The sequence below is a fragment of the Actinomadura sp. GC306 genome (assembly GCF_004348665.1).
In the GTDB taxonomy this organism is placed as follows: Bacteria; Actinomycetota; Actinomycetes; order Streptosporangiales; family Streptosporangiaceae; genus Spirillospora.
On the sequence record NZ_SMKM01000132.1, the window covers coordinates 1 to 17113 of the forward strand.

The 17113-nt window shown below is 74.1% G+C and carries 17 protein-coding genes; 15 read left to right on the plus strand and 2 right to left on the minus strand.

The genetic code is table 11. From position 1 onward, the window contains the following. Positions 1 to 54: 54 nt before the first annotated feature. Positions 55 to 735: a TetR/AcrR family transcriptional regulator gene (locus E1200_RS19045; protein WP_207933425.1), complete on the minus strand. Its 681-nt coding sequence runs from the start codon at positions 733 to 735 to the stop codon at positions 55 to 57. Between the two features lie 148 nt (positions 736 to 883). Here E1200_RS19045 and E1200_RS19050 point away from each other — a divergent pair, with 148 nt between their 5' ends. Genes E1200_RS19050 through E1200_RS19060 form a run of 3 tightly spaced genes read left to right on the plus strand, consistent with a single transcriptional unit; the run spans position 884 to position 5880 of the window. Then, positions 884 to 2671, plus strand: coding sequence for an ABC transporter ATP-binding protein (locus E1200_RS19050; protein ID WP_131953396.1), 1788 nt, complete (start codon positions 884 to 886; stop codon positions 2669 to 2671). After that, positions 2668 to 4407 (plus strand): ABC transporter ATP-binding protein, encoded by a 1740-nt coding sequence (locus E1200_RS19055; RefSeq protein WP_131953397.1) that lies wholly within the window; start codon positions 2668 to 2670, stop codon positions 4405 to 4407. The genes E1200_RS19050 and E1200_RS19055 overlap by 4 nt, the downstream gene beginning before the upstream one ends. A 33-nt stretch (positions 4408 to 4440) precedes the next feature. Then, on the plus strand, positions 4441 to 5880 hold the full coding sequence (locus tag E1200_RS19060; protein ID WP_131953398.1) for an MFS transporter: 1440 nt from the start codon (positions 4441 to 4443) through the stop codon (positions 5878 to 5880). A gap of 9 nt (positions 5881 to 5889) precedes the next feature. On the opposite strand, the gene E1200_RS19065 is transcribed toward E1200_RS19060, so the two are convergent. Then, positions 5890 to 7215, minus strand: coding sequence for an amidohydrolase family protein (locus tag E1200_RS19065; protein ID WP_243708680.1), 1326 nt, complete (start codon positions 7213 to 7215; stop codon positions 5890 to 5892). Positions 7216 to 7392: 177 nt separating this feature from the next. On the opposite strand from E1200_RS19065, the gene E1200_RS19070 reads away from it, so the two are divergent. From E1200_RS19070 to E1200_RS19125, 12 genes are all read left to right on the plus strand, one after another. Then, on the plus strand, positions 7393 to 7593 hold the full coding sequence (locus E1200_RS19070; protein WP_243708681.1) for a hypothetical protein: 201 nt from the start codon (positions 7393 to 7395) through the stop codon (positions 7591 to 7593). Between the two features lie 44 nt (positions 7594 to 7637). After that, on the plus strand, positions 7638 to 7829 hold the full coding sequence (locus E1200_RS19075) for a CsbD family protein (protein ID WP_131953399.1): 192 nt from the start codon (positions 7638 to 7640) through the stop codon (positions 7827 to 7829). Between the two features lie 99 nt (positions 7830 to 7928). Then, positions 7929 to 9011 (plus strand): winged helix DNA-binding domain-containing protein, encoded by a 1083-nt coding sequence (locus tag E1200_RS19080; RefSeq protein WP_131953400.1) that lies wholly within the window; start codon positions 7929 to 7931, stop codon positions 9009 to 9011. A gap of 82 nt (positions 9012 to 9093) precedes the next feature. Beyond that, complete coding sequence (locus tag E1200_RS19085) at positions 9094 to 10533, plus strand: FG-GAP repeat protein (RefSeq protein ID WP_131953401.1); 1440 nt, start codon at positions 9094 to 9096, stop codon at positions 10531 to 10533. A 124-nt stretch (positions 10534 to 10657) separates the two neighbouring features. Then, positions 10658 to 11764 carry a dihydrodipicolinate reductase gene (locus tag E1200_RS19090; protein ID WP_243708682.1) on the plus strand — a complete coding sequence of 369 codons (1107 nt, stop codon included), beginning with the start codon at positions 10658 to 10660 and terminating at the stop codon, positions 11762 to 11764. A gap of 53 nt (positions 11765 to 11817) precedes the next feature. Continuing rightward, positions 11818 to 12555, plus strand: coding sequence for a glucose 1-dehydrogenase (locus tag E1200_RS19095; RefSeq protein WP_131953402.1), 738 nt, complete (start codon positions 11818 to 11820; stop codon positions 12553 to 12555). A gap of 85 nt (positions 12556 to 12640) precedes the next feature. Further along, entirely contained in the window at positions 12641 to 13423 is a 783-nt protein-coding gene (locus E1200_RS19100) for an enoyl-CoA hydratase-related protein (protein WP_131953403.1), read from the plus strand. Positions 13424 to 13449: 26 nt separating this feature from the next. After that, positions 13450 to 14676, plus strand: coding sequence for a cytochrome P450 (locus tag E1200_RS19105; RefSeq protein ID WP_131953404.1), 1227 nt, complete (start codon positions 13450 to 13452; stop codon positions 14674 to 14676). A 91-nt stretch (positions 14677 to 14767) separates the two neighbouring features. After that, positions 14768 to 15253: a DUF2243 domain-containing protein gene (locus E1200_RS19110; protein ID WP_131953405.1), complete on the plus strand. Its 486-nt coding sequence runs from the start codon at positions 14768 to 14770 to the stop codon at positions 15251 to 15253. Next, a complete protein-coding gene (locus E1200_RS19115) occupies positions 15253 to 16059 on the plus strand; it encodes a cytochrome c oxidase assembly protein (RefSeq protein WP_131953406.1) in 807 nt (268 codons plus the stop codon). Before E1200_RS19110 ends, E1200_RS19115 begins: the two co-directional genes overlap by 1 nt. Positions 16060 to 16262: 203 nt before the next feature. Next, a complete protein-coding gene (locus E1200_RS19120) occupies positions 16263 to 16568 on the plus strand; it encodes a DUF3040 domain-containing protein (protein WP_165950375.1) in 306 nt (101 codons plus the stop codon). Positions 16569 to 16620: 52 nt separating this feature from the next. Next, on the plus strand, positions 16621 to 17113 hold a 493-nt coding region (locus E1200_RS19125; RefSeq protein ID WP_207933426.1), incomplete at its 3' end, for a cbb3-type cytochrome c oxidase subunit I.

A 17113-nucleotide genomic window follows, 5' to 3' on the forward strand; every position in this document is an offset into this window, starting at 1 on the left:
GTGTTGCCCTTATGGAACGTTCCATAAGGGCAACACGCCGCAAGTCAACGAAGCTCAGTCAGGCTTTGGTGTGGTTTGGGTCAGCAGGCCGTCGACCAGGGCCCGGAGGCCCGTCTCGTAGGTGTCTCGCTGGGCTACCGCCGCCCACTCCTCGCCGCCGACGGCGGCGAGGCGCGGCAGCCGGGACGCGTCGATGTGGTCCAGCGAGAACGGGCCGAGGACGCCGGCCCGCCGCCGCGCGGTGTTGGCGCGGACGAGGACCTCGCCGGCCGTGTAGTACCAGATGCTCCGGAAGATGTAGACGGCGTCCGCGGGCGTGCAGCCGTAGTCCTCGGCACCGGCCAGGATCTCCTCGACCATCCACAGCGCCGACTCGTCGAGGAGGCCCACGAAGCCGTCGGTCGTGACGATCTCCACCGCCCACGGCCAGGCCGCGGCGGCGTCGTGCACCGCGGTGGCCGCCGCGATGATGCGCTCGCGCGGATCGCCGGGCAGCGCCGGGCGCTCGATCTGCCCGAGGTAGTGGTTGAGCACCAGGACCAGCAGGTCCTCCTTGCTCCGCACGTGGTGGTACAGGGTCGTCGCGCCGATGCCGAGCTCGGCCGCGAGCCCCCGGACCGTCAGCTTCTCCCAGCCGTCCCGCTCGATGATCCGGCGGGCCGCCGTGACGATCTGCGTGCGGGACGTCACGGGCGGGCGGCCGGTGCGGCCGTGCGGTGCGGGCGGTCGGGACATCCCCCCATCATGCCGCCCCGCGGTCCGCCGCCACCAAACGGTGCGGGGCCGGGGCGAGGGCCTCGGCAGTCGACAGCCGGGCGCCCCGGTGTTACTTTCGGAACGTGTTCGGAAAGTCGGTCCGGCGCGAGGGAGGGCACGGAGGACGATGACAACGGCGGAGAAGGAACCCGCGGGCACCGTGGGACTCGGGGAGCTGCTGCGGCCCGTCCGGCGGCCGCTCGGCACGGCGGTCGCGCTGCGGGCCGTCGCGGCGGCGGTGGCCGTGGTGCCGTTCGCGGCGGTGGCCGAGCTGGCCCGGGTGCTGCTCGCGGACGGCCCGGCCGACCGCGGCCGGGCGTGGGCGGTCGTCGCGGTCGCGGCGGGCGCGCTGCTCGCCTGGCTGCTGCTGACCGCGGTGGCGGGGCTGCTCGCCCACCGCGCGGACCTGGACTTCCAGCTCTCGGTGCGCCGCCGCCTGGTCGACCGGCTGGGACGCGTCCCGCTCGGCTGGTTCACCGACCGGGGCGCGGGCGGCATCGGCAAGGCGGTCCAGCACGACGTGGACGCGATGCACCACCTCGTCGCGCACTCCCTGCTGGACCTGACCGCGGTCGTCGTGACGTCGCTGGTCTCGCTGGCCTACCTGTTCTGGGTCGACTGGCGGATGGCGCTGATCCTGCTGATCCCGATCGTCATCGGCATCGGGCTCTTCGCCCTCCGGATCACCAGCATGACCGCGGAGATGGCCGCCTACGACCGGGCCCTGCAGCGCATCATCGGCAGCGTCGTCGAGTTCGTCGAGGGCATCGCCGTGGTGAAGATGTTCGGGCAGGCCAAGCGCGCGCACCGGCGGTACGCGCAGGCGGCCGACGACTTCGCGGACTTCCTCGACGCGTGGCTCTCGAAGAGCTACCGGGCGGGCGCCGCCTCGGCCCTGGTGCTGAGCCCCGTCACGCTCCTGCTCACGGTGCTGACCGGGGGCATGGTCCTGGTCTCCGCCGGGCACCTGGCCCCGGTCGACCTGCTGCCGTTCGTGATCCTCGGGCTGGGGCTCTCCGTCCCGCTGCAGGCGCTCGACTTCCACGGCGAGGACATGGACGCGGCGAACGCGGCGGCGAAACGGGTGGGCGCCCTGCTCGCGGCGCCGGAGCTGGCCGTGCCCGCCGAGCCGCGGACCCCGGACCTGCGCGGCGGGCCGCGTGTCGAGTTCTCCGGGGTCGGGTTCGGCTACGACGCGGACCGGCCGGTGCTGAGCGGGATCGACCTGGTGCTCGAACCGGGCACCGTGACCGCGCTCGTCGGGGCGTCGGGGTCGGGCAAGACGACGCTGGCGAAGCTGCTGCCGCGGTTCTTCGACCCGACCGCCGGGAGCGTCGCGATCGGCGGGGTGGACGTGCGCGACATCGCGCCGGACCAGCTCTACCGGCTGGTGTCGTTCGTCCTGCAGGACGTCCAGCTCCTGGACGCCAGTGTGCGCGACAACATCCGCCTAGCCCGTCCCGACGCCGACGACGAGACCGTGCGCCGCGCGGCGCGGGCCGCGGCCATCGACGACCGCGTCACCGCGCTGCCGCGCGGCTACGACTCGGTCGCCGGCCGGGACGTCCGCTTCTCCGGCGGGGAGGCGCAGCGGCTCTCCATCGCGCGGGCGATCCTCGCCGAGACCCCGATCGTGGTGCTGGACGAGGCGACCGCCCACGCCGACCCGGAGGCGGAGGCGTCCATCCAGGACGCGCTGTCGGAGCTGGCGGCCGGCCGGACCGTCCTCGTCGTCGCGCACCGGCTGGCGTCGGTGGCCGGCGCCGACCTGATCGTCGTGCTCGACCGGGGCCGGATCGCCGAGCGGGGCACGCACGCGGAACTGCTCGCCGCCGGCGGCCGCTACGCGCGGATGTGGCGGCTCCAGAACGACGCGCCCGCCGGGATCGGCGCGGCCGAGGAGGGACGAGGATGATCCGCCGACTGTTCGCCGCGCTCGGGCCGGAGCACGACGGTGCGCTGCGCCGCGTGCTGGCCCTGTTCACCGCCGCGGCCCTGCTGCAGGGGGCGGCGTTCGTGCTGCTCGTCCCGATCCTGCGGGAAGTGCTCGGCGACGAGCCGGACGGGGCCTGGCCGTGGGTGCTCGCACTCGCCGTCCTGTGGGCCGGGTACGCGGTGGCCGGCCACGCCGCGACGGTGGCCGGGTACCGGGCCGGCACGCGGCTGAGCCGCGACCTGCACCACCGCATCGGGGACAAGGTCGCGCAGCTGCCGCCCGCCTGGTTCACCGGCGACCGCGTCGGCGAGCTCGGCCGGCTCGCCTCGCAGCGCGTCGTGGACATCATGTCGGTGCCGGCGCACCTGCTCCGGCCGCTGATCGACGGGGTCGTCACGCCGCTGGTGGTGCTGCTGGCCATGGTCGCCTTCGACCCCCGGCTGGCCGCCGCGATGGCCGTCGCCGCGGCGGGGATGGCGGTGGCGTACCGGCTGGCGGGCCGCGGTATGCAGGCCGCGGACCGCCGGGCGGACGCCGTGCACGCCGAGGCCGCCGCGCGGATCGTGGAGTTCGCCCGCGCCCAGCCGGTGCTGCGGGCCTTCGGCCGGACCGTCGAGGGGCACGCCGCGCTCGACGGCGCCCTCGCCGCGCAGCACCGCGCCGGCCGCCGGATGCTGCGCGCCGGGATGCCCGGCATCGTCGCGCTCGGCTTCATCGCGCAGGCGCTGTTCGTCGTCCTGCTGGCCCTCGGCACCTATCTGGCGCTCGGCGGCTCGCTGGGCGCCGCCGAGCTGATCGCCCTGCTGGTGCTGGCGGCCCGGTTCGTCGAGCCGGTGACGGTCGTCGCCGAGCTGGGCGGCGCGATCCGGGTCGCGCGGAACGCGGTCACCGAGATCGACGCGCTGCTCGGCACCGAGACGCTGCCCGAGCCGGCGGTGTCGCGGCGGGCCCGCGGCGCGGACGTCGAACTCGACGGCGTGCGGTTCGGCTACGCGGGCACCCCCGTGCTGGACGGGCTGTCGATGCGGGTGCCGCAGGGCCGGATGACCGCGCTGGTGGGCCCGTCCGGTGCCGGCAAGACGACCGTGATCAAGCTGATCGCGCGGTTCGCCGACCCCGCCGCCGGCGCGGTGCGGGTGGGCGGCGTGGACGTCCGCGAGATGCGCACCGAGGACCTGACGTCCCTCATCTCGGTGGTCTTCCAGGACGTGTACCTGTTCGACGGGACGATCCTGGACAACGTGCGCGTCGGCCGCCCCGACGCCACCGACGCGGAGGTCCGCGCCGCGGCCCGGACGGCGCGGGTGGACGACATCGCCGAGCGCCTGCCGGGCGGCTGGGACGCGCGGGTCGGGGAGGGCGGCGGCCGGCTGTCCGGCGGCGAGCGGCAGCGGGTCTCGATCGCGCGGGCGCTGCTCAAGGACACCCCGATCGTCCTGTTCGACGAGGCGACCGCCGCGCTGGACGCCGAGAACGAGCACGCCCTGCAGCAGGCGATGGCGGCCCTGGCGCGGGACCGCACCGTCCTGGTGGTCGCGCACCGGCTGCACACGCTGCGCGAGGCCGACCACATCGTCGTCCTGGCCGGCGGACGCACCGTGGAGGAGGGCGCGCACCAGAACCTCCTGGCGGTCGGCGGCCGCTACGCCCGCTACTGGCGCGAACGCGAACGCGCCCAGGGCTGGCGCCTCACCGCCCCCGCCGCCCGCCACTGACCCCACCCGATCCACATGACCCAGGGGATTCCCATGTCTAATTTCGGAACACGTTCGAAAAACAGGCCGCCGGACGCGCGGGCCGTCCCGGGCGGCCGGCCGGGGCTGACGCTGGCCACGGTGGCCGTCGTGCAGTTCATGGTCTCGCTCGACCTGTCCGTCGTGAACGTCGGCCTCCCGGAGATCGCGGCCGGGCTCGGCTTCGGCGCGGTCGGCCTGACCTGGGTGATCCACGCCTACGCGCTGACGTTCGGCGGGCTGCTGCTCCTCGGCGGCAAGGCGGCCGACCGGTACGGCCGCCGGCAGGTCCTGCTGCTCGGGCTCGGCCTGTTCGGCCTCGCCTCCCTCCTCGGCGGCTTCGCCCAGGAACCCGGGCACCTGGTCGCCGCACGGGCCGCGCAGGGCATCGGTGCCGCCGCGCTGGCCCCGGCCGCGCTGGCGCTGCTGGCGGCGACGTTCCCCGAGGGCAGGGCCCGCGTCAAGGCGTTCGGGGTCTGGAGCGCGATGAACGCGGCCGGCGGGGCGCTCGGCGTCCTGATCGGCGGCCTGCTCACCGAGTACGCCGGGTGGCGCTGGGTCATGTTCGTCAACGTGCCGATGGCCGCCGGCGCGCTGGCGCTCGCCTGGCGGGGCGTCACCGCCGACCGGCCCGCCTCGCGCGGCGGGCGCCCGGACGTGCTCGGCGCCGTCCTGGCGACGGCGGGCATGACACTGCTGGTGTTCGGCGTCGTCCGCACCGACCAGTACGCGTGGACGTCCCCGGTCACCCTGGGAACTCTGGCTGCGGCCGTGGCGCTGCTGGCCGCGTTCGTCCAGGTCGAGCGGACCACCACCCGCGAGCCGCTGGTCCGGCTCGGGCTGTTCGCCAACCGGTCCGTCAGCGGCGCGAACGCCTGCAACCTGCTGATCGGCGCGGCGATGGCCTCGGCGTTCTACTTCATGTCCCTGTATCTGCAGCGGGTCCTGGAGATCGGGCCGGCGCCGGCCGGGCTCATGTTCCTGCCGTTCGCCCTCGCGGTGATCGCCGGGTCCGTGCTCGCCGTGAAGCTCGGCTACCGCCTCCCGGCGCGGACCCTGCTGGTGGCCGGCGGGCTGGTCACCGCGGCCGGGTTCGGGTGGTTCGGCCTGATCAGCCCGGACGGCGGCTTCGCCACCGACGTCCTCGGCCCGTCGGTCATCGCGGGTACCGGGTTCGGGCTCTGCCTCGGGCCGCTCGTGTCGATCGCCACCGCCGGCGTCGCGCCCCGCGAGACCGGCACCGCCTCGGGCCTGCTGAACAGCTCGCGGCAGATCGGCGCGTCGCTCGGCCTCGCGGCCCTCGGCACCGCGGCCCACCACCGCACCGGCGGGACCGTCACCCCCGAGACCCTCAACGACGGCTACGCGCTCGGCCTGACGCTCAGCGCGGCGCTGCTGGCCGCCGCCGCCCTCATCGCGCTGACCGTGCTGCGCCGGGCGGACCCGCCGGCCTGAGGGCGTCCGCTACGGCAGGGTGTTCTTGTGGACGCGCCCGTCCTTGATGATCACTTTCAGGTTGGCGGCGGGGTCGGCGAGCACACCCAAGTCGGTCGTGGGGTCGCCGTCGACGAGGAGCAGGTCGGCCCAGGCTCCCTCGGCGACGACCCCCAGCCGGGCCAGGTGCGGCACGTCCCCGAAGGCGGCCGCGTCGGCGGCGGTCGGGATCTGGTACGGGTCGCGGGCCCCTGACCTGCGGAACAGGGCGGCGTTGCCGGACGTGGCGATCCGCAGCGCCGCCAGGGGCCCGCCCGCGAGCCGGGCCGTGCGGGTCAGCATCTCGCTCTGCCGGGCGCTCGCGGCCGGGTCCAGCATCAGGTCGGTGCCGAACGCGAGCTCCACCCCGTGCTCCAGCGCCCAGCCGAAGACGCGCTCCACCCCCGCGCACACCCGCCGGTTCTTCTCCGCCGACGCGGGGTCCGGGTAGTGGTGGTCGCTCTCGGCGAACGGCTGGAGGCACAGCACCACACCGTGGTCGGCCATGAACCGGACGTCGTCCTCCTCGGCCAGCTGCCCGTGCTCGATCACCCGCACCCCGGCCTCGACCGCCCGCCGGACACCGGCGCCGGTGTAGACGTGCACCGCCACGTAGGTGCCCCAGTCGGCCGCCGCCTGCACCCCCGCCCGCAGCTCCTCGGCGGTGTACTGCAGGACGTCCAGGTGGTCGTAGGCCGAGGCGACGCCGCCGCCGGCCATCATCTTGATCTGGGAGGCGCCCTTCCGCAGCTGCTCCCGGACGCCCGCCAGCACCTGCGCCGTGCCGTCCGCGACCCGCATGAGCCCGAGCTGCTCGGCGCGCGTGGCCGTCCCGCCCAGCGCGGTCGGCACGTCGTAGACCATGCCGAAGTCGCCGTGCCCGGCGGTCTGCGACAGCCCCGCCTGGCTGGGGTAGATGCGCGGGCCCGGCAGCGCGCCCGCGTCGATCATCCGCTTGAGGTCGCCGGTGTCGCCCGCCATGTCGCGGACGGTGGTGAACCCGCGCAGCAGCATCGCCCGCGCCTCGGCCGCGCCCTTCAGCTGCCCGAGCCCGGCGCCGCCGAGCAGCAGCTCGCTCTGGGTGGCGCCGGCCAGGATGAGGTGGACGTGGGCGTCGCTCAGCCCGGGGATCAGCGTCATCCCGCGCCCGTCGATGACCGTGCCGGAACCGCCGGCCGCGGGCGGCTCCCCGTCGCCCACCGCCTTGATCTTCGTTCCCTCGGTCACCACGTGGCCGGTCCGGACGCGGTCGTCCATCCCGTCGAAGACGCGGACGTCGCGCAGCACGACCGGCCCGGCGGGCGCTTGTTCGCTCACGACCGCGTGCTTCCCGCCGCACCGCCGCCGAACGGGCTGCGGCGAAGGATTTGCGAAGGTTTGCCGAGCGGCTGAGCCTCGCCTGTCGCGGAGAAATCCCACGTCAGCCCGCGTCCCTGCATGAATCGCCGCGTACAGGGCACATCGCTGGCCGTCCGGTGCGGAGAGGAGCACGACATGAGGGTCCTGGAACGTTTTCGACGGCGCGGAACGCGGCACGCCCCCAAGCAGGCGCGGACGGGACGCCGCGTGCCGACCTTCCGGGAGATGCACGCCCGGATGCGGACCGAGCGAGCCGAGGCGGACCTGATGGCGACCGAGGCGCGCATCCACCAGGAGGCGGAGCGGGCCCGCAGGGAACTGCGCCGCACCGGCTGACGCCGGGGACACGACACCGCCCGAGAACCGAGGGGAAAGAGGCCATGGGGCTGTTCGACAAGCTCAAGAACAAGACGCAGCAGGGCAAGGGGCGCGCCAAGGAGGCCGCCGGGCGCGAGTCCCGCGACCCGAACCTGGAGGCCGAGGGCCGCAAGGACCGCGCCGCCGGAACCGCGAAGCAGGTCGGCGAGAAGGCCAAGGACGCGGTTCGCGAGGTGCGCCGCGGCGGCAGGTGACGGCTCCTCCCCGGGGCGCCCCGAGAAGCGGTCGGAAAGTGACCGCTTCTCGGGGCATCGTGGTCTTCACCCGACCACCGCGCACCCAGGGAGCCGACCATGCCCGTCCTGGACGACCGGGCGCTCAACCGCGCCACGCTCGCCCGGCAACTGCTGCTGGACCGATCGGACCTGCCGGTGCTCGACGCCGTCGCGCACCTCTGCGGGCTGCAGGCGCAGGAGCCGCAGGAACCGTTCATCGGACTCTGGTCGCGGCTGCGCGCCTTCGACCCGGCGGAGCTGTCCGAGCTGCTGACCGGGCGGCACGTCGTCCGCACGCACCTCATGCGCCGCACCGTCCACCTCCTCACCGCCGCCGATCTCCTCGCCTGGCGGTCCCGGCACACCGCCATGCTGCGGCAGCGGGTGGCCGGGATCTACCGCCGCGAACTCGAAGGCGTGGACGTGGACGAACTCGCCGAGGCGGGCCTCGCGGTGCTGGGCGACGGGCGGCCCCGCACGATGGCCGAGCTGGTCGAGGCGGTCTCGGCCCGCTGGCCGGACGTGCCGCGGCGGGCCCTGGGCGAGATGCTCGTCTCCGCGCTCGCCGTGGCGCAGGCGCCGCCGCGCGGGGTGTGGCGCGCGAAGGCGGGGGTCCGCCACGTCCTGCTGTCGTCCTGGCTCGGCCGGGAGCCCGACCCGCTGCCGGCGGACGCCGCCGACCCGGTCGGCCAGGCGATGCTGCGGCGCTACCTCGCCGCGTACGGGCCCGCCGCGTCGGCGGACCTGCGCGCCTGGTGCGGGCTCGCCGGGCTGCCGGCCGCGGTCACCGCGCTGCGCGGGGAACTCGTCGCCTTCCGGGACGGGCGGGGCCGCGAGCTGCTCGACCTGCCGGACGCCCCGCGGCCCGATCCGGACACGCCCGCGCCGGTGCGGTTCCTCCCGGCGTTCGACAACGCGATCCTCGGCTACGACGACCGCAGCCGGATCATCGACGACGCCCATCGCGGGATCTCGGTCGCCGGGGAACGCGCCGTCCTGGTCGACGGCCGGGTCGCCGCCACCTGGACCGTCAAGGCCGGCACCGTCGTCGTCAGCCCGCTCAAGCACCTCGCCGAGGCCGACCGTAACGCGGTCGGCGAGGAGGGGGAGCGGGTGGCGTCCTTCCTCACCGGCGGTGAACGGGTGGAGATCATTTCATGAACGCGCGGTAACCCGTTCTTGGTCATCGGGCGTCACATCTGCGAAACGAACTTCACCGCAAAGCCCCGCAGGGAAGGCGTTCATGACCAGATCGCGAAAGATCGTGGGAGTGGTGGCGGTGGCCGCGCTGCTCGTGCCCGTGCAGGCCGGCACGGGCAGCGCGGCCGAGGAGTGCGACCTCGCGGCGGCGGTGGGCGACCCCGCCGCGACCGTGGACGGGAAGGCTGGCGCGGGTGCCGTCCACGTCCGGTGCGGCGACCGGTGGCTGACCCTCCGGCAGGGGGACGGCGGCGTCGCCGACTCGCCGGAGGCGGGCGACGGGTTCGGCGCGTCGGTCGCGGTGGCCGACGTCGACCGGAACGGCGTGCAGGACGTGGTCGTCGGCGTGCCCGGGGAGAACTCGGGCGCCGGCGCGGTGCACGTGGTCTTCGGACCGGGCCGGGACGGGCAGCCCGAGCCGCTCCTCCTCGGCCAGGGCGCCGGCGGGGCGGGCGACAGGTCCGAGGCCGGCGACGGCTTCGGCACGGCCGTGGCCGCGATGGGCGGCCTGGTGCTCGCCGGCGTGCCGGGCGAGGACCTCGGCGACGGCGAGAGCAAGACCGACGCGGGCATGGTCCATGTCATGTCGGTCCACGCCGGCCGGCTCGACGGCGTCAAGCTGCTGCACCAGGACGTCCAGGACTTCGACGGCACCGTGGAGGCCGGCGACCGGTTCGGCGCGGCGCTGGCGGCCGGCTCGTTCGACAAGCCGACCGCGGTGATCGGGGTGCCCGGCGAGGACGTCTCGACGAAGAAGGACGCCGGGATGATCCACATCGTGGAGGACCCGATCGTCGCCATCGAAGAGGTGGGCGTCGGCCAGGACTCCGCCGGCGTCAGCGGCGCGTCCGAGGCCGGCGACCGGTTCGGCGCGAGCGTCGCCGCCGCCTGGGACCCGGCGCTGCCGCTGCGCGTGGCGGCCGGGGTGCCCGGCGAGGACATCGGCGACGCGCCGGACGCGGGGATGGTGACCGTCCTCGGCTACGACGGAATGCAGGTCGGCGAGGTGCTGGCCGTGCACCAGGGGGTGGCCGGGGTTCCGGGCGCCAACGAGGCCGGCGACGGGTTCGGCAGCAGTGTGGCGGCCGGTGTCGTCCGCTCGGCCTCGGCACCGCCGGAGGTCGCGGTGGCGATCGGCTCGCCCGGCGAGGACGTGAACGGCCTCTCCGACGCGGGCCGCGTGCACGGCGTGCAGGTCGGGGCCGCCCCGCGGGTGGACGGCGCCGTCAGCCAGGCGACCGACGGGTTCGGCGGCGTGCCGCTGGCCGGAGCGCGGTTCGGTGCCGCGGTGGCGTTCGGGCCGGGGGCCGCGGGCATCGTGGCCGGCGCCCCCGGGCACGACGGCAAGGGCGCCGCGCACGCGATGCCCTGGCGGGCGCTGTTCGGCACGCCCGTGGTGGCCGAGAACTGGTTCGCCGGCAAGGACGGCGTCCCGGCGGGCAGCCGGTTCGGTGCGAGCCTGGCCGCGGACACGGCCGGGTGATCCCGGCCTGACCTGGAACGGCGGACGGGCCGTCGCCCTTCGGGCGGCGGCCCGTTCCCGCGCGCGGGCGGATACCGGCGGCTGCGCACTTGTCGCGGCACCCGGCCGACTCTAAGGTGGACAGGTGTCCAGTCAGGTGAACACCCCCCTCCGCGTCCTGCATGTGGCGACCGGCAACGTCGGCCGCATCGCGCTGTCCCAGCTCATCGAGGACCCCCGCTTCGACCTGGCCGGGCTCGTCGTGTCGAACCCCGAGAAGGTCGGGCGGGACGCCGGCGAGCTCGCGGGCCTCGACGTGGTCACCGGCGTGCCCGCCACCGGCGACCTCGCGGCGGCCCTGGCCGCCGCGCGGCCCGACTGCACGGTGTACTGCGCGCTCGCCGAGACCCGGCTGACGGCGGCCCTCGCCGACATCCGCACGATCCTCGCATCGGGCAGCGACGTCGTCGCCTCGTCCCCGGTGCCGCTGATGTACCCGTGGGGCGTGCTGCCGGACGGCATGATCGAGCCGATCGAGGACGCCTGCCGGACGGGCGGGACGAGCCTGTTCGTCACCGGGGTCGACCCAGGGTGGGCCAACGACCTGCTGCCCTTCGCGATCGCGAGCACCTGCCAGCGGGTGGAGCAGGTGCGCTGCTTCGAGATCGCCGACTACGCGAGCTACGACGGCAGCCCCGTCATCCTCGACTTCATGGGTTTCGGCCGGCCGGTGGGCGACCTGCCGAAGATGTTCCGGCCGGGAATGCTCGCGGCGTCCTGGGGCGTCAGCCTCCGGATGCTGGCCCGGGGCTTCGGTTTCGAGCTCGACGAGATCACCGAGTGGTTCGAGCAGGAGCCGGCACCGGAGGCGTTCGACGTCGCCGCCGGGCACATCCCCGCGGGCGGGGTGGCGGCCGTGCGGTTCCAGATCCGCGGCGTCGTCGGCGGCAGGGAGGTCCTCGTCATCGACCACACCAACCGCCTGCGCGGCGACCTGCGCCCCGACTGGCCGCAGCCCGCGCAGGACGGCGGCTCCTACCGGGTCGAGATCGACGGCGAGCCGTCGTACCGCGTGGACGTCTGCCCGTCCAGCGCGCGGGGCGACCACAACTACTCCGCGATCGCCTCCGGCGCCGGGCGGATCGTCAATGCGATCCCCGACGTGGTCGCGGCGCCGCCGGGCCTGCGGACCCCGCTCGACCTGCCGTTCACCACCGCCCGCGGCGTCTTCGCGACGACCCTGCCCCGCTGAACCCCGCCTGCCCCGCCTGCCCGCTGAGATCCGCACCCGAGAGGACATCGACGATGGGACGTGTGGCCGGAAAGGTCGCCCTGGTCAGCGGCGGCGCACGCGGGATCGGAGCCGCCGCCGCCCGCGCGCTCGCCGCCGAGGGCGCCGAGGTCGTGATCGGCGACGTCCTCGACGAGGAGGGCCGGGCCGTCGCGGACGAGCTGGGCGCCGCCGCCCGCTACGTCCACCTGGACGTGACCCGCGCCGAGGACTGGACGGCCGCCGTCGAGACCGCCGTCGGCGAGTTCGGCCGCCTCAACGTGCTCTTCAACAACGCCGGGATCGTCAACGGCGGCGCCATCGGCCGGTTCAAGGAGGCGAAGTGGCGGGAGATCATCGACGTCAACCTCACCGGTCCCTTCCTCGGCATCCGCGCGGCCACCGACGCGCTGATCGCGGCCGGCGGCGGGTCGATCATCAACAACTCGTCCATCGAGGGGCTGCGCGGCACCTCCGGGGTGCACGGCTACGTCGCCTCGAAATGGGGGCTGCGCGGGCTCACCAAGTCGGTCGCCGTCGAGCTCGCCCCGCACGGCGTCCGGGTGAACTCGTTGCACCCCGGCCTCATCCGGACACCGATCACCGAGGGCATCCCCGACGACATGATCCCGATCCCGCTGGGCCGTCCCGGGCAGCCGGAGGAGGTCGCCGCGTTCGTGGTCTTCCTGGCCAGCGACGAGTCGTCGTACGCCACGGGCACCGAGTTCGTCATGGACGGCGGGGTCGTGAACCAGATCCCGCACAAGGGCTGACGGCGCACCTACCGCGTTGGTAGAACCTGTTCTATTATTGCCGGAACGCTGACTGGACAGGTGTCCGGAAGGAGTGCCCGCGCCGATGCTCCTGATCGAGGACGCCGACCGCGTCCGGACGCTGACGCTCGACCGTCCGGAGGCCCTCAACGCGTTCAACGAGGCCCTGTACGACGCGCTCACCGACGCGCTCCGCGAGGCCGCCGACGACCCCTCGGTCGCCGTGGTGCTGCTGACCGGCACCGGCCGCGCGTTCAGCTCCGGCACCGACCTGCGGGAGATGGGCGAGCGCATCGCGAACCCGGACTTCAAGCCCGGCCGGCACGGCTTCCTCGGCCTGGTCGACACGCTGCAGGACTTCGACAAGCCGCTCATCCTCGCGATCAACGGGCTCGGCCTCGGCATCGGGCTGACCATCATCGGCTTCGCCGACCTGGTCCTGATGGCCCGCGACGCGCGGCTGAAGACGCCCTTCACCAGCCTGGGCGTCGCGCCGGAGGCCGCGTCGAGCTACCTGCTCCCGCTGCTGATCGGCCGGCAGAACGCCGCCTGGGTCCTGCTGTCCTCCGAGTGGATCTCCGCGGACGAGGCCAAGGAGATGGGCCTCGTCTGGCGGGTCTGCGAGCCCGGCGACCTGATGGCGGAGGCCGGCCGGGTCGCCGGCACGCTGGCGAAGCGCCCGGTCTCCAGCCTCCGCGAGGTCAAACGCGACATGACCGCTCCGCTGCGCGAGGAGATCCGGCGGGCGCGGGAGCGGGAGAACGACGGTTTCGTCCGCCTCATGGGCGGGCCCGCCAACATCGAGGCGCTGACGGCGTTCGCGGAGGGCCGCGAGCCCGACTTCACATCGCTGCCGCCGGGCTGGTGACGCCCGGCGGGGACAGGAGCCTGTTCGTGGACGCACCCGCCACCACCCGCGGCGAGCAGCCGGTCAACGACACGATCAACCTGGTCAGCGGCGCGTTCTGGGGCCGCGACCCGCACCCCGAGCTCCGCTGGATCCGGGAGAACGCGCCCCTCTACTGGGACCCGCACGGCGAGGTCTGGGGAGTCTCGACCTACGCGGCGGTGAAGTACGTCTCCCGGCACCCCGAACTGTTCTGCAACAACCGCGGCATCCGGCCCGACGCCGACCCGCTGCCGATGATGATCGACATGGACGACCCCGAGCACAAGCTGCGCCGCAAGCTGGTCAGCGCGGGCTTCACCCCGCGGCGGGTCGCCGGCCGCCGGGCCTACCTCGAACGGGTCTGCGACGAGATCATCGACGCGGTCTGCGAGCGCGGCGAGTGCGACTTCGTCGCCGACCTCGCCGCGCAGCTCCCGCTGATCGTCATCGGCGACGCCCTCGGCTTCGCGCCCGCGGACCGGCAGAAGCTGCTGGCCTGGTCCGACGACATGCTCCGGGCGCTGACCGGCGGCGACGACCCCGCCCTCCTCGTCCGCGCCACCGAGGCGTTCGAGGGGTTCAACGACTACGCCGCCGCCGTCGTGGCCGACCGCCGCCAGTGCCCCCGCGACGACCTCATCAGCGCCCTCACCCACGCGACCGTGGACGGCCACCGGCTCGACCACGACTCGCTGCTGCAGGAGTCGCTCCTCATCCTCATCGGCGGCGACGAGACGACGCGGCACGTCATCTCCGGCGGCATGTGGCAGCTGTTCCGGCACCCCGAGCAGCGCGACGCACTGCTGGCCGACCCGTCGCTGATCCCCGGCGCGGTCGAGGAGATGCTGCGCTGGGTGTCCCCGATCAAGAACATGGCCCGCACCGCCACCCGCGACACCGTCCTCGACGGGCGGGACGTCGCCGCAGGGGACACGCTCCTGCTGCTGTACCCGTCCGCCAACCGGGACGACGCGGTGTTCACCGACCCCGACACCTTCGACATCACCCGCCACCCGAACGACCACCTGGCCTTCGGCAACGGCCCGCACTTCTGCCTGGGCAACAGCCTGGCCCGCCTGGAACTCCAGGTGATGTTCGGCAAGCTCCTGACCCGCCTCCCCGACCTGGAACCGGTGAGCACCGAGGAACCGGCTCACCGTCCGGCCAACTTCGTCTCCGGCTACGAGTCGATGCCGGTCCGCTTCACCCCGACCCGCCGCAGCCAGGGGTGACGCGGCCGCTCGTCCGGCGGGCGAGTGATCGCCGCCGGGCGGGGTAGTCGGTGGGGGCGATCAGCAGCCTTTGCCGTGGAGTTGGGCGACTATGAGTGGTTCTTCGGTGCCCGCGGGCGGGCGGTCCGAGGTGCGGCCGGGGCGGTCGATGGCGTCCGCCGCGCTGATCGGGGTGGCGCTGATGGCGGCGGTGGACGAGATCGTCTTCCACCAGCTGCTCGGCTGGCACCACTTCTACGACCGCTCCACCCCGGCGATCGGCCTGCTCACCGACGGGTTGCTGCACACGGCCGAACTGCTGGGGCTCGTGATCGGTTTCGTGTGGTGGGCCGATCTGCGGCGCGACCGGGCATTGTCGGCGGCGCACGCCTGGGCCGGACTGTTCCTCGGGCTGGGCGGCTTCCAATTGTTCGACGGACTGATCGACCACAAGGTGCTCCGCATCCACCAGGTGCGCTATGACGTGCCCGACCTCCTGCCCTATGACCTGGTCTGGAACGGTGCCGCGCTGATCCTGCTGGCCATCGGCGCGGTCTTGGCGGTGCGGGCGCGGCGGTCGGCCGGCCGGGAGCGGTGATGCACCACCACGACCACGGTCCGGCCTTCGACGTCGGGCCGCCGGTGGCCGTGGTGTGCGCGTTGCTGGTGGTGGCCGGCTACCTTGCCGCCGCGCGGAGGCTCCGCCGCCGCGGCGATGCCTGGCCGTGGCGGCGGGACGCGTGCTTCACCGCTGGGGGCGCCGCGCTGGCCGCCGCCGCCATCGCGCCGTGGCCGGGCGGGGCGTTCACCGTCCACATGACGCAGCATCTGCTGGCCGGGATGGTCGCGCCGCTGCTGCTGGTGCTCGCGCGGCCGCTCACGCTGGCGCTGCGGGCCCTGCGCCCTGGCCGTCCGCGGCGTGCGCTGCTGGCGGTGGCGCACTGGCGCGTGTCGGGCTGGCTGCTGTTCCCGCCGGTCGCGGCCGTCCTGGACATGGGCGGGCTGTGGGTGCTGTACCGGACGCCGCTGCTGGCAGCCGCGCATGACCGGCCCGTCCTGCACGCGCTAGTCCACGTGCACGTGGTGGCGGCCGGGCTGCTGTTCACCGCCGCGATCTGTCAGTTGGACCCGGTGCGGCGGCGCTGGGGGCTGCTGCTCCGCGGGGGGACGCTGCTGGCGGCCGGAGCGGCGCACGCCGTCCTCGCCAAGACCCTGTACGCCGTGCCCCCGCCGGGGACGGACTTCGCGGCGGGCGACCTGCACGCCGCCGCGCAGTTGATGTACTACGGCGGCGACCTGGTCGAGGTCGCGCTGGCGGTCGTCGTCGCCGTCCAGTGGTACGCCGCCGCCGGGCGCCGGCGGCGGACGCCGCGCACACTCATGGGCGCGCCGCACAGTCCATAGCCCACCCGCAAAGATCATTCCAGAATGCGGGCAATCGGATTGCGAGTTTCGAGGCCGATGTCCGGATATTCAGGGGGCGACAGCAGCGGCTATTCCCGCCGATCGTATTTCTTGACCCCTCGCGTTTCGCGGTGATGGCGGGGGTAAAAGCAGTTCTCGCGGCCGCACGAATGGGTGCCATGAGGGGCGGGGGAGTGATGCCGGTGGGTCTGTCCGAGTACGAGCGGACGGTGCTGCGGCGGCTCGACGCCGACCTCGGCCGGCAGGACCCGGGGCTGCGGCGGCGGCTGACCGAGTTCACCGCGCCGCCCGAGAACGCGTCCGAGGACGTCTCCTGGCGGCCGCCCCGGGCCGCGGTGGCCCTCGCGGCGGTGATGCTGGCCGCGGTCACCTTCATGATGGTGGTGATCCCGCTGGTCATGCGGCAGCCGTGCCGTCCTCCCGCCACCGCCACCGGTTCCCAGGCCACCGCCGAACCCGTGGCGCCGTCCGCTCCGCCGACGTGCTGACACGTGCGCGGCCCCGTACCCCGGCCGATCGCCCGACCCAAGGAGTGTTCTCGTGACCGACGTCCAACGGCCGGCCGGTGAGCCGACGACATCACTGACCGCGCCGGTACGCGGCGAGAAGGGCAAGGTGGTGGTCGAGTGGCTGACCACCACCGACCACAAGAAGATCGGGTACCTGTACCTGATCGCCTCGTTCGGGTTCTTCGCGCTCTCCGGGCTGATGGCCATGGTCGTCAGGGGGGAGCTGGCGCAGCCCGGCCTGCAGGTCGTGAGCAACGAGCAGTACAACCAGTTGTTCACCATGCACGGCACGATCATGATGTTCTTCTTCGCGACGCCGCTGTTCGCGGGCTTCGCCAACGTCATCATGCCGCTGCAGATCGGCGCGCCCGACGTGGCGTTCCCGCGGCTGAACGCGCTGAGCTTCTGGCTGTTCTTCTTCGGCGCCCTGATCGCCATCTCCGGCTTCCTCACCCCGGACGGCGGCCCCAGCTTCGGGTGGACCGCCTACCCCAACCTCTCCGACGACGCGCGCTCCCCGGGGG

Bases quoted from the DNA above. Each gene is read 5' to 3' on its own strand.
- E1200_RS19050 (WP_131953396.1), top strand. From the start codon at position 884: ATGACAACGGCGGAGAAGGAACCCGCGGGCACCGTGGGACTCGGGGAG.
- E1200_RS19060 (WP_131953398.1), top strand. From the start codon at position 4,441: ATGTCTAATTTCGGAACACGTTCGAAAAACAGGCCGCCGGACGCGCGG.
- E1200_RS19110 (WP_131953405.1), top strand. From the start codon at position 14,768: ATGAGTGGTTCTTCGGTGCCCGCGGGCGGGCGGTCCGAGGTGCGGCCG.
- E1200_RS19045 (WP_207933425.1), bottom strand. From the start codon at position 735: ATGTCCCGACCGCCCGCACCGCACGGCCGCACCGGCCGCCCGCCCGTG.
- E1200_RS19095 (WP_131953402.1), top strand. From the start codon at position 11,818: ATGGGACGTGTGGCCGGAAAGGTCGCCCTGGTCAGCGGCGGCGCACGC.
- E1200_RS19100 (WP_131953403.1), top strand. From the start codon at position 12,641: ATGCTCCTGATCGAGGACGCCGACCGCGTCCGGACGCTGACGCTCGAC.
- E1200_RS19115 (WP_131953406.1), top strand. From the start codon at position 15,253: ATGCACCACCACGACCACGGTCCGGCCTTCGACGTCGGGCCGCCGGTG.
- E1200_RS19070 (WP_243708681.1), top strand. From the start codon at position 7,393: ATGAGGGTCCTGGAACGTTTTCGACGGCGCGGAACGCGGCACGCCCCC.
- E1200_RS19075 (WP_131953399.1), top strand. From the start codon at position 7,638: ATGGGGCTGTTCGACAAGCTCAAGAACAAGACGCAGCAGGGCAAGGGG.
- E1200_RS19080 (WP_131953400.1), top strand. From the start codon at position 7,929: ATGCCCGTCCTGGACGACCGGGCGCTCAACCGCGCCACGCTCGCCCGG.
- E1200_RS19055 (WP_131953397.1), top strand. From the start codon at position 2,668: ATGATCCGCCGACTGTTCGCCGCGCTCGGGCCGGAGCACGACGGTGCG.
- E1200_RS19085 (WP_131953401.1), top strand. From the start codon at position 9,094: ATGACCAGATCGCGAAAGATCGTGGGAGTGGTGGCGGTGGCCGCGCTG.